Annotated in this window: 17 protein-coding genes; 2 read left to right on the top strand and 15 right to left on the bottom strand. The window is 50.3% G+C overall.

The window, feature by feature from the left end; translation table 11 throughout:
- Positions 1–65 precede the first annotated feature (65 nt).
- On the top strand, positions 66–1,511 hold the full coding sequence (locus ACGHM3_RS23215) for an MATE family efflux transporter (protein WP_345424471.1): 1,446 nt from the start codon (positions 66–68) through the stop codon (positions 1,509–1,511).
- A gap of 22 nt (positions 1,512–1,533) precedes the next feature.
- Here ACGHM3_RS23215 and ACGHM3_RS23210 read toward each other — a convergent pair whose 3' ends face one another.
- The 6 genes from ACGHM3_RS23210 to ACGHM3_RS23185 all read right to left on the bottom strand — a co-directional run bounded on the left by ACGHM3_RS23210 (position 1,534) and on the right by ACGHM3_RS23185 (position 4,517).
- Entirely contained in the window at positions 1,534–1,953 is a 420-nt protein-coding gene (locus ACGHM3_RS23210) for a YeeE/YedE family protein (protein WP_345424469.1), read from the bottom strand.
- Positions 1,954–1,955: 2 nt separating this feature from the next.
- Positions 1,956–2,372 carry a YeeE/YedE thiosulfate transporter family protein gene (locus ACGHM3_RS23205; RefSeq protein WP_345424466.1) on the bottom strand — a complete coding sequence of 139 codons (417 nt, stop codon included), beginning with the start codon at positions 2,370–2,372 and terminating at the stop codon, positions 1,956–1,958.
- Positions 2,373–2,552: 180 nt separating this feature from the next.
- The gene (locus ACGHM3_RS23200) at positions 2,553–2,885 is read right to left on the bottom strand and encodes an STAS/SEC14 domain-containing protein (protein ID WP_345424463.1); all 333 of its coding nucleotides are present in this window, start codon (positions 2,883–2,885) and stop codon (positions 2,553–2,555) included.
- 149 nt (positions 2,886–3,034) lie between these two features.
- Positions 3,035–3,259 carry a PDZ domain-containing protein gene (locus ACGHM3_RS23195; RefSeq protein ID WP_390517712.1) on the bottom strand — a complete coding sequence of 75 codons (225 nt, stop codon included), beginning with the start codon at positions 3,257–3,259 and terminating at the stop codon, positions 3,035–3,037.
- A 223-nt stretch (positions 3,260–3,482) separates the two neighbouring features.
- Entirely contained in the window at positions 3,483–3,689 is a 207-nt protein-coding gene (locus tag ACGHM3_RS23190) for a hypothetical protein (protein WP_345424457.1), read from the bottom strand.
- Positions 3,690–4,046: 357 nt separating this feature from the next.
- Entirely contained in the window at positions 4,047–4,517 is a 471-nt protein-coding gene (locus ACGHM3_RS23185) for an OsmC family protein (RefSeq protein WP_345424454.1), read from the bottom strand.
- Between the two features lie 631 nt (positions 4,518–5,148).
- Between ACGHM3_RS23185 and ACGHM3_RS23180 the strand changes: the two genes are divergently transcribed.
- The gene (locus ACGHM3_RS23180; RefSeq protein WP_345424451.1) at positions 5,149–8,124 is read left to right on the top strand and encodes an SdrD B-like domain-containing protein; all 2,976 of its coding nucleotides are present in this window, start codon (positions 5,149–5,151) and stop codon (positions 8,122–8,124) included.
- Positions 8,125–8,258: 134 nt separating this feature from the next.
- Here the strand turns inward: ACGHM3_RS23180 and ACGHM3_RS23175 are convergent, their stop codons facing one another.
- From ACGHM3_RS23175 to ACGHM3_RS23135, 9 genes are all read right to left on the bottom strand, one after another.
- Positions 8,259–10,274 carry a VIT and VWA domain-containing protein gene (locus ACGHM3_RS23175; RefSeq protein ID WP_345424448.1) on the bottom strand — a complete coding sequence of 672 codons (2,016 nt, stop codon included), beginning with the start codon at positions 10,272–10,274 and terminating at the stop codon, positions 8,259–8,261.
- A 151-nt stretch (positions 10,275–10,425) separates the two neighbouring features.
- Complete coding sequence (locus ACGHM3_RS23170; protein ID WP_345424445.1) at positions 10,426–11,103, bottom strand: hypothetical protein; 678 nt, start codon at positions 11,101–11,103, stop codon at positions 10,426–10,428.
- Between the two features lie 159 nt (positions 11,104–11,262).
- The gene (locus ACGHM3_RS23165) at positions 11,263–11,856 is read right to left on the bottom strand and encodes a pentapeptide repeat-containing protein (RefSeq protein WP_345424443.1); all 594 of its coding nucleotides are present in this window, start codon (positions 11,854–11,856) and stop codon (positions 11,263–11,265) included.
- Positions 11,853–12,350, bottom strand: coding sequence for a GFA family protein (locus ACGHM3_RS23160; protein ID WP_345424440.1), 498 nt, complete (start codon positions 12,348–12,350; stop codon positions 11,853–11,855). The genes ACGHM3_RS23165 and ACGHM3_RS23160 overlap by 4 nt, the downstream gene beginning before the upstream one ends.
- Positions 12,351–12,937: 587 nt before the next feature.
- Positions 12,938–13,432 (bottom strand): DUF2059 domain-containing protein, encoded by a 495-nt coding sequence (locus ACGHM3_RS23155; protein ID WP_345424437.1) that lies wholly within the window; start codon positions 13,430–13,432, stop codon positions 12,938–12,940.
- A 306-nt stretch (positions 13,433–13,738) separates the two neighbouring features.
- Positions 13,739–14,332 (bottom strand): class I SAM-dependent methyltransferase, encoded by a 594-nt coding sequence (locus ACGHM3_RS23150; RefSeq protein WP_345424435.1) that lies wholly within the window; start codon positions 14,330–14,332, stop codon positions 13,739–13,741.
- Positions 14,333–14,351: 19 nt separating this feature from the next.
- Positions 14,352–15,023, bottom strand: a complete 672-nt coding sequence (locus ACGHM3_RS23145; RefSeq protein ID WP_345424432.1) for a penicillin-insensitive murein endopeptidase — start codon at positions 15,021–15,023, stop codon at positions 14,352–14,354.
- Positions 15,024–15,093: 70 nt separating this feature from the next.
- The gene (locus tag ACGHM3_RS23140) at positions 15,094–15,633 is read right to left on the bottom strand and encodes an RDD family protein (protein ID WP_345424429.1); all 540 of its coding nucleotides are present in this window, start codon (positions 15,631–15,633) and stop codon (positions 15,094–15,096) included.
- Between the two features lie 244 nt (positions 15,634–15,877).
- Positions 15,878–16,084: a hypothetical protein gene (locus tag ACGHM3_RS23135; protein ID WP_345424426.1), complete on the bottom strand. Its 207-nt coding sequence runs from the start codon at positions 16,082–16,084 to the stop codon at positions 15,878–15,880.
- Positions 16,085–16,309 lie beyond the last annotated feature (225 nt).

Genomic DNA, 16,309 nt, shown 5'->3' with positions numbered 1-16,309 from the left:
TAACCCAAACCCCGCGCTATGGAATTGCGCTGCAGTCCATCGATGTTAGCGCTAAGGATGTTGTAATGCCCGCCGCCAAATCCCCCAATCCTCTGATTGATGGTTCCATCGCCTGGCAGCTATTGCTGTTTGTTTTGCCAACCTTGGGCAGTTCCGTTTTGCAATCCGCCGGAGGCTCAATCGACAGCGCCTGGGTGGGTAATTTGTTGGGTGAGTCGGCGTTAGCAGCTACCACCAACGGCAACCTCATCATGTTTTTGCTGACCAGTTTTGTGTTTGGTTTTGGTATGGCGGCCACGATATTGGTAGGGCAAGCCATGGGCGCGGGTAATCTTACGCGCGCCAGATACATCGTCGGCACCGCCGTGGGCAGCTTCCTACCCATTGTGTTGGTGGTGGCCGTGGCCGGCTATTTTACCGCGCCTCATTTGCTGTCTCTTTTAGGTACTTCCACGGATATCATGGCCTTGGCCAAGGATTATTTGCAGCTGACCTTTGTGGCCATGCCTGCGCTGCTGATTCAAACTATGTTAATGATGACCCTGCGCGGTGCCGGTGATGCCACAACGCCGCTGTGGTTTATGATTTTAGCCGTTGCCCTTAGTGCAGCGCTAAACCCGGTGTTTATTTTGGGCCTGGGGCCCATTCCCGCCTTTGGCATAGCCGGTTCTGCGCTGGCTTTGGCCACGGCGAACTACATTAGCTTGTTTAGCATGCTTGGTTACATTTACCTAAGGCGGCTGCCGTTACGTCTCTCGGGGGCTGAGCTTCGCTGGTTACGACCGGACACTCAGCTTTTGCGAGAAATAGTCAGCAAAGGGTTTCCCATTGGTCTGCAAATGATTGTAGTAACGGCGGCGGCATTAACGGTTATGCGGATTATTAACGCCGAGGGTGTGGACGCCACGGCAGCCTACGGCGCCACGCAACAGATTTGGACCTATGTACAGATGCCGGCAATGGCCCTGGGAGGGGCGGTATCCGCCATGGCCGCGCAGAACATCGGCGCAGGTAAGTTAGAGCGGGTGCGGCTAATTACCACTGTTGGCGTGGCCTACAATTTTCTGCTCACGGGCGGGCTGGTGCTGTTGCTGTGGTTTATGCATCCCTGGGCGATTGGATTATTTTTATCGGATTCCAGCCAGGCAACGGAGTTAGCCGGCCACATTATCGCCGTGGCCACCTGGGGCTTTATCGCCTTTGGCGTTAGCCAAGTATTGTTCGGTACGGTGCGAGCCGCCGGAGAAGTGATTTGGCCGTTGATTATCTTGGGGGTTGCTTTGTACCCGATACGGCTGGGTTTCATCGTTTGGTTACGCCCAAGCCTTGGCATGGACGCGATTTGGTGGAGTTTTCCGGCTGCTTTTATGGCGACCATGATAATGGCGCTGATTTATTATCGCTGGGGCGGTTGGCGAGCAAAGGCCGCTTCGGGCGCGGCCAATAATGTGCATGTATCCGCGCCGGCCAACCCAACCCAGGATTTGTCGGTGGCGATTGGTGGCCGGTGATTGGTAGGGGGTGTGGGTAATGTTACTTGGTCGCTGAAGGGCGAGACAGATATCGGTCGGTGAGCCACCAGCTAATCAGCATGATGGCGACAAACACAATGATTGAGCCGTTCAGCGAAACCAATGCGGCCAAAGCCGGCCCCGGGCACAGGCCGGCCAAGCCCCAGCCCAAACCAAATAACACCGCGCCGATAATGAGTGGGCGGTCGATTTCGGTTTTGCTCGGCAGGGAAAAGCTTGCGCTCAACAACGGTTTGCTGCGTTTTAACACCAATGCAAAACCCGGTACGGTTACCAGCAGCGCACCGCCCATCACAAACGCCAGAGTAGGGTCCCAGGTACCAAAGATGTCCAAAAAAGCCAGTACCCGCTGGGGGTTAAGCATGTTGGAGACGGCTAAGCCCAGGCCAAACAGTAAGCCAGAAACAAAGGCAACCCACATATTTATCTCCCCACCACAGCAACGGTAATAATCGCCACAACCATAAAAACGGCGGTGGCGATGAGGGACCTTGGTGAGCGGCGGCCAATACCGCACACGCCGTGGCCAGAGGTGCAGCCAGAACCAAGCCGGGTACCAACACCAACCAAAGCTGCGGCCAACAACAGTGTTACATCCAGTGTGGGGAGTTGGGCGTTGAGGCTGCCATTGATTAGAAAATAGATGGCGCTGCCACACAATAGGCCGGCGATAAATAGCCAGCGCCAGCCGCCGTTACGCGGGCTGGTTACGGCTCTGCCAACAATGCCGCTAATGCCGGCAATATAGCCTTTGCCCAGCAGCAAAAGCAGTGCCGCCGAGCCAATTAATAGTCCGCCTAAAAAACCCTGCAGAATCTGCGTGTCTGTCGCTATGCTCATGGATGTCTCTTTAAGTTTGCCCTTTGAGTCTTTCTTTATAACCTATCCCGCCGCAAGGAGCGTTCTAGATAGGCGCATTTTAGATAGGCGCATTCTACGGCAACGCGGTGCAGCTGTAACGTAAACCGGGCAGGGGTGGAGTCATGCTTTGAGCTGAAGCAAACCGAACTTAAATACCGGTTAAATTTGCGGTTGGTCTAACCAGGCTTCGGCCTGGGGTTTGTCATCGGTATTAAACGCTTTGATGCTGAGGCCGGGGATGAGCAGGTCTTCAAACTCGCCGGCTCTTTGCATCCACTTTTTATCGGTAATGATAGCGATTTTATTAAAATGACCAATGAGCTTAAACAGCAACGGCAGTTTGCTGAGTTTTACGCTAATGGCCTGCAAACTGGGAAACTCAAATTCGCCGATCTCGTAGAGAATTTGGCCTTGAGTGATACCTTCGCAGGCGCCTATGAAGTCTGCCAGGGCGGCTTCCATGGCCTGGGCGGATAGGGAGCCACTGTACACAAGGTGTAGCCTTTTATCGTTTACTCTATCGACTGAGAACATAATAGGGCCTTTGAGTGGTTATTGGGTGGTGCGTGTTATGTCTTTAGCGCTGCCATTGGCCGATCTAACTCTAAGCGTAACACTCTCGCCGACGTTTTTTTCAATTCTTAGCGGGCTTTTAAAGCGCAACAGCCCGGGGGTTCACAACCATTGATGGCAAGCTCTTTGTCGCCTACCTCAATGCCGGCGTTATCGGCGGCTGAATTGGGGGCTACTTTGGCAATGGTTATCGTTTGCAATTTAGGGGGTAGTGCGCCCTTGGTAGAAACCGAGACTTCAACGCCAAAAGTACCGCGAGCGGAGCAGGCCAAAGACGAAACCACAATAAACATCCCAGCCAATCAACGAAGCGTAGTAAGCCTCTGAATTTAAATGATAAGGGCGGATTAAAGTTGTTTGGAGAACGTTGGTTCAAAGATTGGGGCGGTTGGTCTTGGAGAAATGTGATGGAGAGAGTTGGTGGAGAGAGTTGGTGGAGATGATTCGTGGAGTTAGATCAAGGAGATAGATCAAGGAGATAGATCAAGGAGATAGACCGTGAAGCTAAGGTAGTCGTCAAAGCGCCTTCAATCCTATGGCCAATAAAAAGATCGCCATGGCCAACTGCGCCATCAGACAAACCCAAAACAGGGTTGGCATGGAAGCCCGTGATACATCCAACCAGCTCCACCAATCCAGCAAACAAATAGTGTCTGTTTCTGCCCGACGGTAATCCAAGTAGGTAATAAAAAATAACACCAGCGCTAGAAAAATATAAATCATTACTTATTCGCTTACGGGGTGTAGATGATCGCCTGGGTGGTTTGGTCTGGCGTGTGTACCACACGTAGCTTGTGGCGCATGCTCAGCAAGCGATAACACTTGTAGGCCATGAGTACCCCCCCCTAATGGGAATAGGACTGTCTGCCTCAAAAAAGTTGATCCGAGAAAAGCGGTGATGCCATGAATGCAGCCACTACCAGTAGGCCTAATACTGCCACTGCTTTTTTATCGCGCCGCTTTGGCTGCTGAAGCAAAACTTGGCAATTCTGGCAACGATACAGCTCTTCTGCAGTATCGGCTTGGAGCTTATACACCAAAGCCGATTGGCACGCTGGGGAGATTAATTCAGGCATTGGTTCACTCCGCCGGGATCTCAGTGACGACGTCAGCTGTTACCGAGTTGGCAATAAAACACTGCTCATGGGCCAGGTGGTGTAGTTTTTCCAGTTGCTCCCGGGTGGGTGTTTTATCTGCGCTGAATATCGCTTTCGGCCGCAGTACCACTTTGGTCAGTGCTGTTTTGCCGCGCTGGTCTTGTTCCATTATGCCGTAGGCGTGATCGGTGTAGCTTTCTACACAGTAGCGCCGCTTCGCAGCAATCGATAAAAAGAACAGCATATGGCAACTGGACAGCGCAGCCACAAAGGCTTCTTCTGGGTCGACGTTGGCCGCAACGGAGTAGGGTGGCGGTACCACGTGGGGTGATGAAGACGCGGGCACGGTTACGCCGCCGTCGAATTCCCAGGTGTGGCCTCTACTGTAATGTTTATCGACAAAGGTTTCACCCTCGCTTCGAGCCCATTGTATTTTTGCAGTGTAATCAGACATAACCTGTTGCAAACCTTAAAAAGTATTAAGCCTTGGAGGTGTGCCTTGCGCACAATGATGAGTGGTTTAGTTCGTACATTGTAAAACATCGATTTTGTTTTTACACAGATCAAATGTGGCAGAAGGATTGTTGTTAGTATTAATACGTGGGCTAGGAAATTTTTCGCGGCGTTAAATATTGCAAAATTTACAATTAACCGGCCGCAATGTGGTGCTAGTTACACAGTTCAATTTTTATTAAGAAATGTAATGTAAAAAGTGAGTTAATAAAGCGAAAAGTATCATTTATTTACTTTAGCTTTTAGTTTATATTTGCTGTCCGTTGGGTGTTCCAGCAGGCTTACGTCGGTTGGTTCAGGGAATGTCGCCTATATAATCTATGCAAAATTGCACAAAAAAATGATAACGTTTTACCCAAGGACTAGGGGCAAGCAAGTTAGTGATTTCACTTCTGTAATTTCACTCCGGCCTCCCCGCTGTATCTAATCGGCAGCTTCCCTTTAGGCACTGTTGCACCCTGCGCAACCACTGATCTATACAACAAAAACTGCTCAACTCTTATCAACATAATTTTTTTACAGGGAGTTAAGGTGCGATGTTTAACCAAAAGGGAAGCAAGGCTCTTCGTGGTGTGACAAAACAAGCTATCTTTAGGCTCGGTTTGGCTGGTCTGCTGTGCAGCACTGGCGCTGTAGCCAAAGAACCCATTTCATTTTCCTCCGCTCAGGTTACTGGCAAAACCCAAACCACTCGTTTGCCGGGGCTGGACAACGCCAAATTAAAACAGCGTGATGCCGCCGCCCGGGCCAAGCAGCCAAAATCCTACGTGCTGCAATTCGCCGAGCCACAGAGCGTGGCGGTGAAGCCTAATGCCTGGCAAGAGGTTCAGGTGCCCAACGGCTCTAAGGCCATTGCCATGTCGGTTTGGCGCACGGAAGTTAAATCTCCCGGTGCGTTTTCGCTTAACTTTGGCTTTAGCCGTTATCAGATGCCAGAGGGCGGCTCTCTTCACATCTATACCCCGGATCGCAAACAGCGTATCCGAGCTTTCACCGCAGCCGACAACGACATTCACGGTGAGCTGTGGACGCCCATGCTCACTGGCGATACCGCCATTATTGAAGTGAACGTTCCTACCAGTAAATTAAAGCAGCTGAAGTTAGAGCTGGCATCGGTAAACCACGGTTACGTTGCCGCCAGTATGGCCGAACTCGCGCGCGAGAAATCCGGTAATTGCAATGTCGATGTGGTTTGCCCGGTGGGCGATGAATGGCGAGATCAGATTCGATCCGCCGCTGCCATCAGTATTAATGGTTCTCTATTTTGTTCTGGGGGTGCTTTGAACAACACCGCCAACGACGGTACGGGGTTCTTTTTAACGGCCCACCACTGTGGCATTGATGAAAGCAATGCCGCCAGTATGGTGACCTACTGGAACTACGAGAACAGCGTGTGCCGAGAGCCCGGCAGCGTGGCCAGTGGCGACCTAGGCGATGGTGTATTGGATCAGTTCAATACCGGTGCCATCTTCCGTGCCAGTTACGAGCCATCGGACATGACATTAATGGAGCTGGATGATCCTCTGGACCCAGCCCATAATGTATTTTTGGCCGGTTGGAACGCCAACGACCAAATGCCGTCGTCGTCGGTTGCCATCCACCACCCCAATTTAAATGAAAAGCGCATTAGCTTTGATCACGACACCACCACGATCACCTCCTACCTCAACCCGGCCAGCCCCGGCGATGGCACCCACATCCAGGTGGCGGATTGGGATTTAGGTACCACCGAGCCCGGCTCTTCAGGCTCGCTGCTGTTCGACCAAAATAAACGGGTTATTGGCCAGTTGCACGGCGGTGATGCTGCCTGTGGCAACGACATGGCCGATTGGTACGGCCGCATTTACACCTCCTGGGATGGTGGCGGCACCGTAGATACTCGCTTAAGCAGCTGGTTGGATGCCAACGGCACCGGCGAACTGGCCATTGACGGCATTAATGCCACCGACCTCGGCACTAACCGTCTGCCAGTGGTGAAACTCAATGGGCCTTATTACGGTGTGTCAGGCATGCCGGTGGATTTCTCCAGTGCCGGCTCCCAGGATTTGGACGGCAGTATCATCAGTTTTGATTGGGGTTTTGGCGACGGCAACGCTGCCTTTAGCGCTGCCAACCCGCAGCACACGTATGCCCAAGGTGGCACCTACGATGTGTCTTTGCGGGCAACCGACAACGACGGCGGCTCTCGCATTGTTTATACCCAGGCCACTATTTTAGAGGCGGGCGAAGACGAGCTGGAAAACGGCATTGTTAAATCTGGTATCAGCGCCGAGATTGACCAAGCTGTGTATTACTACTTAAACGTGCCTGAAGGCGTGGCGGAGCTGGATTTCACTTCCGATGGCCAAAGCGGTGACGCGGATATGTACGTCAGCCGTGGTTCCACACCCACTACCACCGTTTACGATTGCCGCTCTTGGGCCAGCGGCAGCCAGGAGATGTGCAGTTTTACCGACCCCGAGGCCGGCACTTACATTGTTATGTTGTACGGATACAACACCTTCACTGGGGTGTCGCTCACCGGCAGCTACAAACAAGCTACTGGTGGTACGGGTGCCTTGGGAGATTTGGTGTGGAGCGATACCAATGGCAACGGTGTGCAAGACACCGACGAACCGGGCCTAGCCGATGTGACTGTGGAACTGCAAAGCTGTGAAGGCGTTGTGTTGGCCACGCAAATCACCGACAGCAATGGCCTTTTCAACTTCACCGAGTTGGGCACAAACGATGCTCAACTTAAATTTGTGCTACCCGCAGGCTATGAATTCAGCCCAGAGAGAGCGACAGACCAGTTCCAGTTGGACAGCAACGCCAACCCCACCACCGGTCTTTCGCCTTGCTACAACATGTCCCAGGGCTTCCGCCGCTCGGCGGTGGATGCTGGTATGGTGCCTAGCCAGTCCCAGGGTGGTGAGGGCGTAATGGGCGATTTTGTTTGGCAAGATAACAACGGTGATGGCGTGCAAGATGCCGATGAGCCGGGCCTTGCGGGGGTGACCGTGAATCTACAGGCCTGTGACGGTACGGCGGTTGATTCGGTAGTTACCAACAGCCAAGGCGGTTTTAGTTTTGACAGCGTAGCAACCGGCAGTTATCGCCTGGAGTTCGTGTTGTTGGATGGCTACAGCTTTAGCCCAGAAAAAGCCACCAACGAGTTTTTAAGGGATAGCAACGCCAACACCACCAGCGGCTTAACCGGCTGTTACAACATGGATAACGGCAACCAGCGCCGCGCCATTGACGCGGGCATGGTGCCGGAGGGTACAGGCTCCAACGCTGATAACCTTTCAGTGGTAAACGCCATTTACTTCTCTGCCAGCAAGCGTCTGTGGGTGCGGGCGGAATCAGACACCCAGCCCGTGGGCAGCGCCTCCATAACCGCCAGTGTCACCATCAATGGTGCAACCTCCTCCCTGGGAGCCGTCGGCTGGAAAGCCGACAAAGGTTTTTATCAGAACAATTTTAGGGATGTTGATCAGCTGCCTAGCTTAGTTACCCTGGCCAGTGATAAAGGTGGTTTGGTTAGGGTGGCAGTGGAAGTGCGATAGCAGAAATGAGCCACTAGCAACTTGAACAACCTCTTTGGGTTATCACACTAGAGGTTATAAAGAAAAGGCCCGCATCGGGTTAGTCGATGCGGGCCTTTTTATTTTTTGAGCGATGTTAGCCTAGTTGCTTTGGTCTAGCTGCCACGGCGAGTTCGCAACAACAGCAACATCAACGCCATCAAAAATACCGGCCCTAGGGCACCCGAGCCACCGCCGCCACCTAGGGAAGGTCTTGGTGATTGGAACATAGGTTGTTGCTTGTCAATGCGGTTATCCTGTACTGGCTGTTGGGCTCGGTTTGCCCGAGCTTGCTGCTCTTGGGCAACTCGTTGCTGGTTGTTTCGGTTTATATTTTGCGCTTGGAATACTTGCTCCTGCACTACAATCATTGAGGTGTAATCGGTCACTAAGCCATATTCCACGGCAATGTCGGTAATGGCCTGTTGTTGATCGTCATCAGCCCCAAAGTAATCCATCTGTGCTTGTAGGTGCTCAATAGTAGCGAAGGCCCACAGGCGTTCTATTTCTGGGTTGCGTTGGTTTTGCTCGGGAAAAATCACTTCCGTGCGGTAGATTTTTTCCTCGCTACCCACCTTGGCGGTTAAGGTTAGCGTTGCTGGGCCGGCCTGCCAGTAGTGGCCAAATACAGTAAGTTGCTCCCCCCGGTACAGGCTACCGATGTGCTCAGGGGTAACATTTCTTACCCGGCCGCCCTCAATGCAAAGCTGCACATCACGAAATGCCTGGTGGGTGAGTTTTTGAGTAGCCAGTGCTATGTGACCAACAATATCGTCTGAGTTAGAAACCGACAGCGCAAAGCCGTTGGATACCTCGGTCATTTCTTTTAGCAAAGGCCGATTGGCGCTATTACCCATAATAAATGTAAACAGGCGCACGTCGTTTTTTGCAAGTAGCTCTAAAAAGCTTTTTTTCTCCGTGTTACCCACATTGGCTACGCCATCGGTTACCAGGATAATGCCCGCCGGGCGGTCGGCATCAATGTTGGCCAGCCCCTGCTGCAAACCCGCGTATAAGTTGGTGCTGCCACCAATGGGGTAGGTTTCTAATCGCTGCAAAGTTGACTCTGTATTTTCCTGGGTTACAGCAACAAACCCTTGGGTTAGCGCCACCGCGTGCTCATTGAACAGCACTACTTTAAAGCGGTCTTGTTGGCGCAGCTTGCCCAAACCTTGGCGTACTCCTTCCACAAGTGTGGCGTATTTACCTTGCATGGAGCCGGAAATATCCAGCACAAACACCCATTCCTTTCCGTCCGAGACCGCACCTAAATCATCACCGGGGGTAAGCGTAAGCATAAATGTGCCTGGCTCATTGGCGGTTGGTTTGTGGGTAATTAAATCGACACTGCCCGGTAGGCCTGTTTGGTGGCGCCAATAAGCAACGATATCTTGGTTGAGTTCCATAACACTGGCGGCGGGATTAGCGGCTTCCGAATTTTTATGGTTACTCAGGCTCGCGCGCCATTCATTTTCCGATAGCTGATTGATGGTGGCGTTGGGGTGCTTCGGTAGGCGTAGAGCAGCAATGGGGTAGCTGGAGCGAAACGTCATGGTAAAGCTGAACGCCTCGGTGACCGATTCGTTGCGCTGCCAAAACGACTGCGCCTGTTCATCAACGCCGCCGTCCTCCAGCGGATACACGTAACGGCCCACACCAGTATCGACCTGGGCCGGCTGAATATAGACCAGCCTCACCTTAACCGCGGCGTTGGGGCTGACCGGGTAAACGTTAATATCAAAGGTTTTAAATGCGTTCTTTTCTACCAGGGCCGTATTGTGCCCTGCGGCCTTTTCCGCTTGGTATATTTTTCTGGCGCGGGTCTTCTCCACCACTTCCCCCACAACCGGTTGGCCGTCGATCCAGTAGGTAAATTCACCCACGGCCGCTGATTCAGGTACGGGAAAGGAGTAAATAGCTTCCAACTCGGCGGAGTTTGGGTTGAAAAAAGTCTGCTCGATTTCTGTAGTGGCATAGCCGTCGTCAATGGTGACGGCAACGTGGTGCTCTTGCAGCGTCAGCTCTGGCAGGTTGCTGTTGGCTGGTGTCATTAGGCCTGCGGCGTTGGCCAAAGTGCTGGCCACCAAGGCTACTCCGGCACCTAATGCGCTGATTACTTTAGTTAATTTCATTACGGTTCCCTGTGCTTGAGTGAATAAATTCAAATCAGTGGCCAGGAGTTTGGTGGGGGTGGCAGTGGTTGAAAAGTGCGCTGTAACAAGTCGCATATAGCGCGACCTTGGGGGTAACCGGGTGATACCTCGGAGGATTGGGAAGGGTTACCTAGGCTACGCCGGCAACCAGCATTTGTGTGGCACCTTTTTGGAATTGATACTGGCAGGGCCGTAATTGACTGCGGAGGTTATTGGCCCCTAGCCAATCCATAACCGGTTCAATATAGGGCGACGGCTCGCCGCTTAGCGTAACCAGTGGATAAATTCTAACTTCATTCGCGATGCGGGTAAGCTCGCGCAGTGCATCCAAATGTTGTAATAAGTTGACCTGCTCACTGTATAAAAAAAGGTAGTGGGAGCAGAGCGCCAGCTCAAATTGATGTTCATCAAACGGCAGGGAGGGAAGGGCGGCATTCAAATACCGCCCCTTTTGTTTGCCGATTTCGTAGTCCGCCAAAAAGGTATTCATGGCAGACATCCTGATCTCTCCTAACGCATCAACAGAAGGGATATCTTCCCACACATAGTTATCTTTTGTTTTGGCCATTTGCGGCATGATCTCGTCATACACCAGCTTAATGCGCTGTGAAAATTGATCCGCAGAGAAGGCGTAGGCAGGGTCTATAGAGGTGACCTTGCCGCCTTGTTGAGTCAGCTCGGCGTTAAACGAAGCCGGCCCATCACCACAGCCTAAAATGGATTTATTAAGGTCCTCTTCGGTTAGGCAGAACATGCGTTTGTACTCCGCAAACGATCTGCCCCAGGGTACGACGCTGTGTAATTCCATTGGGTGAATCCCTTTGTACGAATCCGCCGGGGATATCGAGTGTGAGCGGTGACTTGCAGCACCAGTGGCTAGATTAACAACGTCAAGCATAAACTAACCCAGCTTTAATGAAAGCGGTGTGCTTAATTCGTTAGAAATAAACCGGATAAAAGATGGATGTTAGACTAGCTCAATTTCCAAACTGCCCAATAGCCGCACCGCTTCAAAACGATCAAATTTGGCCTGCTTTAGCTTATTGCTGAACAAATCGATATCAAATTCGCTGGCGCCACAAAAATCCACCTTGGATAGATTGGTCTCGGCAAACATTGCGCCGGAAAAATCCGTGTTGGTAAAGTTAGCTCCGTTGAAGTCACCCTCTCTAAAATCGACATTACGAGCAATGCAGCCTTCCAAAACCAGATCGCTTAAGGCCAGCCCATAAAAAGAACTCTCGCTCAGCAAGCAATCATGAAACGCCACCGGCGAGTTTAGTATAAGGCGTGGCCAGGCTACCTTGGCCCAATCAACGCCAACCAATTTGCATTCTTTGAAGGCAATCTCATCCAATTTGCTGTAGTCCATTTTGACGAGGCTAAGGTTGCACTTAAGGAAAGTGCAGTCGGAGAAAATACAGCGGCTGAAAATGGCGTCAGAGAAATCACAGCCATCGAAGGTGCAATTGCTAAACTCAACAGCGGACAAGCGCTGGCCAGTGAAGTCTTCCCCTGAGAACGTTTGGGATTGGTAATTCTGATCGTGCTTAATATTCAAAATAACTGCCTAGATTTGTGTTGCTGGGTAATGCCAGAAAAGCTGGTAAACGATGAGTTTATCGCGCTGGCGTGCTCGCATTCCTGTTGATCTTCGTAAACGGGATAAAAACCCTCGTGCTGTACACCATCGCCGCCGATGGTATCCCAGTCAGCCTTATTGGCGACAAAAATATGGATTTTAATTTCTGCTCCGGCTAAGCCTGCGATGGCACCCGCAGGTACCCAATATAAATCCCCAGAGCGGAACATGTTCGGCACAGTGGCACCACAACAACGACAAAACGAATAGCTGTAGCCAGTGGGCTTACTAAAAGTTGTGATGCTTGCTTCCCCCGAGCACCACCTAAATTTATCGATATTAACGAAAGCCCCTGTTTGTGAGGCGGAGCCGGTTTGTTGTTGGCACATTGTGCAATGGCATTGGTACAACGACGTTATTGGCTCGTTTATCTCATAGGTAACGTCGCCGCACACACATTTACCTTTGTTCATGGTTTTCTCTGAATGGCAATAGATTTAGTAGGTAAATTACTTTTATTTCAGCCTAGGCGTCTTACCTGCGCCATGGGCTGAGCTTGGTGTATATTGCCTATGTGGGCTAATTGAGTAAACCTTCGGCCGCAATAAATTCGGCCCGCCGATGAGGGTGGGCTCAGCATGTAAACCAAACGGGATATATGCGCAAGGAGATGTCAAACCTGTGAAGGAATCGGCTACTCAGTGCTTTGAGTGTGGAAATGTTAGCGCAGCTTGATCAGTCTTTTCGGCCTGAATGCTGGAAAGTGCCACCAGGGCGGGAAGCCAACAAAACGGTGTGTTGTTATTCACTACGGTTGTAACCTACAACTTGGCTGGCAAGTTGCTGGCCTTCTGTTTTGGGTAGGTTTGATAATTTTGATATTGCAGTCAATCAGGCTAGCAAGTAAGAAGCGAAAAGATTGTAATAATGGATACACAAAGGCCCGTGGAAGTGGCCACTCCCACGGGCCTGTGGCCGCAACACTGGCGTTAAAGGTGCTCGCTAGTCTTGCGGAATGGCCGTATTGTCCAGCCCCGTCGCTTAGTGTTACTACTTAGCGCTATTGTTTGGTCCGGTGATTTTGCAGTTGGACCTGTAGCTCTTGGGCCATTACTTGAACTTTTGGCAAAAATGCCTGTAACAGCTGTTGTGATACTTGCATAGAATCCGCCATTACGGCTGGCATCTTTGCAACCATGGATTGGCCGGATTTTGACTGATAAAAAGCGAGCATGTCTTGTACTTCTTCCTCGCTGTAGTGTTTAGAATAGATTTCAATCATAGGGCCTTTCATTTTTGCCCAGCTCATGTCTTCTTTCATAGTCGTAAATACGTTGTTCATGTAGGCATCAAACATGGGTTGTTCATCTGGCTTTATGCCCAACTGTCGGCCCATGCCTTCAATCATTTGATTCATTTGGCTGTAGAGTGTGTCTACCATAGCATCGGCGTCCGATGCCTCTAATAGAGCTTCTACGCTCTCTTGTTTGCTGTCTTGGGCGTGCACATTTACGGCTAGTAATAGCCCCAATGCAATGGCGGCTGCTTTTCTCATGGTTACATCCTTTCTTTTTAAGTTAATGATCCTGATCGTATTCTCCTCTGTAATCACAGATATTTCTCGGTAGAAGTCCGCAAATTGGTAACTTTTCGTAGTCGATATTGTTCTCACCTAGATAAGAATTTAACGTTTATATTATGTAGTGGCGTTTCCTTGGCTACGCTTCTTTTGATACATTCTTTTGCGGGGGTTCGGTAGAGGGGCTTCAGAGGAGGGTTGTTAGGGACGGGCGTTTGGAGGAGGGTGTTTAGGTTGGGAGTGGCTACTAGGATACTTGGTGTAGCCGTATCGTAAAGTAGCCTAAAGCTTGCTTGCAATGACAAATACATGCTTTTCTGGCAGTTGATCCTGCTCCACATGCATAATTGTTAAGCCCATTTGCATTAATACGGATAGGTTCTCGTTTATGCCAATTGAACTGTAATAAAACGTATCCTCGTGCCATTGATCGGTGTGCTCACCCACAGCGTTGCCAAACGAATAAATTAATACGCCGTTGTCGGTTAAGAGATTGCTGATTTTGCGTAATACTGGCTTTTGCATAGCAAGCGGTAGATGAAAAAGACTGTCCCAGGCTAGGATGAAATTATATCGTTTTTCCGTCTGCCATTGGCAGATGTCCTGGTGCATAAATAGGTGTTGTGGGTGGTTAATCTTGGCCAAATTAATCATCTCTTTGGAGATGTCTAAGCCCGTAACCGAGAAGCCTTTGCCTTCCATTAAACGAATCAATCTACCACCGGCGCCGCAGCCTATGTCCAAAGCGCTACCGCCTGCGGAGGCGAAACCTAAAGCCAGTTTTAGCTGGGGCACGCCGTAGGCGGATTGGTCGTGCTGGTTGTGCCACCATTGGGCGATCTTATCGTATTTTAAACCCAGTTCTGTTGGCTCCATAGTTGGCCTCTTGTGATAATCAATGGCAGGGAATGGCAAAGTCTACGTGGTAATGTTCGTCGTGCCTAACCCAAGATCTCCGTTCCGAAAATTGGATATGCTCGGCAAGGTAGTTGCCATGGGCTGTTTGCATCAAATTCGGTTGAAGATGCGGATCAAAGATTACCCGCCATACATCATAACCGCTGTGTTTAGAGGCTTTGTGCAATGCTACGATGTGTGCTGCTAACGCGTTGTAATCAATGGTAAATTGCTGGTAGCGACCATCCTGGTCAAACTCTATGTCGTACCCCAGCTTGTTCATCGGATTCGTCGGCAGATGCACGGATTCGCCCGCAGCGTTTCGCACAGGAACCATAAAGTCCACGGAAAGGCCATTTTGATGCGTCTTATGGGGTGTGAATTGCCCACCATTTTTAAAGCCGGTTTCTGCGTACTTGAAGACAACGCCAGGTAAGTTTTTATTAAGTGATTTATAGGCAGCTACTACAATGTCGCGCACCTTAGAGTGCACATAGGTACGGCCCGCAGTACGAGCCAATGAACTATAACCAACGAAATTATCGCCAGATTCCGGCAGTGCAACGCCATCGATAAGCCGCCCACTAGCTGTGGTGCCGTAGCAGGTGCTTTCCTCTGCCAGCACGGTGACGGAGAAAAGCAATATTAGGGGGATGGCACTTTTTAACATCCGGCGTGCTCCGGTCAAAGAGTGGCTATCGTGCCTTTGGCTAATCATCTAGGCGCGTTTTAGATGATGTTTACTTGGACTGTTTATTTTCCTCTGGGCTGTGTTTTTGCTTTTTGACAGCGATGACTTTCGTCCCGGCTACAAAATCGTGCAGACATCGCCTTTCTTTGCCAAATATAAAGAGAACGTTAACCAAGCTGGCGATTACGCCAATAACGGGCAGGTAGCCTATTGCCCAGCTAAACCCATAGCGCTTTGCTAAATCGGCAACACTGGCCTTGCTGCCGGCTAAGGTAACGATTTTAACCCGAAACAGCTTCTTGCCTAAGGTTTGCCCGTCTCTAAATAGGAGCCAGCCGTTGATTGCAAGAAAGATAGCGATCGAAGCGAGTGTTAAAATCAGTGTTGATTTGAGGGCAGGCTCTTTACCAGAGGACATGGCTTCAAATACGCCGGTGTAGCGCATGAGTAATACTGTGAATGGGAAGATAATGAGAGAATCAAATAGGGCGGCGATAAATCTATTGCCCCTAGAGGCCAGATCAGTCTCTTCTGTTTTGACCTGCTGCGCTAATTCCGCCTCTGGTGTTTTATAAATATTGGCTTCCATACCGAGTGTTATCCTGTTTGTTGTGTTTTGAGTAATTTCTGGATGCTCGAGCTAGCCGTAGTTGCTTGCTCTTAACGGCTGTTTGCATGCGCTAGGCTGGCTGCCCCCAAGTGTTGTTTCTTACCTTCAAATTTTACGTCTTTCGAGCCTCGCTAGGTTAATTAATATTGAAATAACTTAAACCAATCGAGTCGGTTGGATAAGGCTTATCCTGGTATGCATTCGTTCAGTAATAAATTATCTGTTATTTAAACCACGACTCAATTTCACCGGGGTTGGTTTTAACAAACCGGTAGATAAAAACGCCGCAAACCAGATAGCAGGCGCCAAGTATTAATATGCCACCAAGCTGCAAGCTATTAAACACCTGTTGTTTATAAAGCATAACAGTGGCCGCAATAAAAAACCCCGTAAGTATTGCCCAAAATGCCTTCTTTTGATGATCGCTCATAAAAATCCTAATTGGTATTAATACTTGCCGATAAAAAGTAACATTCCGCAACAAAATAAAAGTAACAGTGCCCCAAACCGTGAGGCAGAACATTCCTAATAGCCAAACGAAACAGTGCTGCAAACGCTAGACTAAAAAACCAACAACCAGTTTGCAACCCAATAAACCACAGAATGCTGTTTTTTCCCTATCGTGACACCCACCTCAATAGACACCGACAGATAC

Source organism: Halioxenophilus aromaticivorans (assembly GCF_042850945.1).
GTDB classification, from domain to species: domain Bacteria; phylum Pseudomonadota; class Gammaproteobacteria; order Pseudomonadales; family Cellvibrionaceae; genus Halioxenophilus; species Halioxenophilus aromaticivorans.
This window is presented reverse-complemented; position numbering and strand designations above follow the sequence as displayed.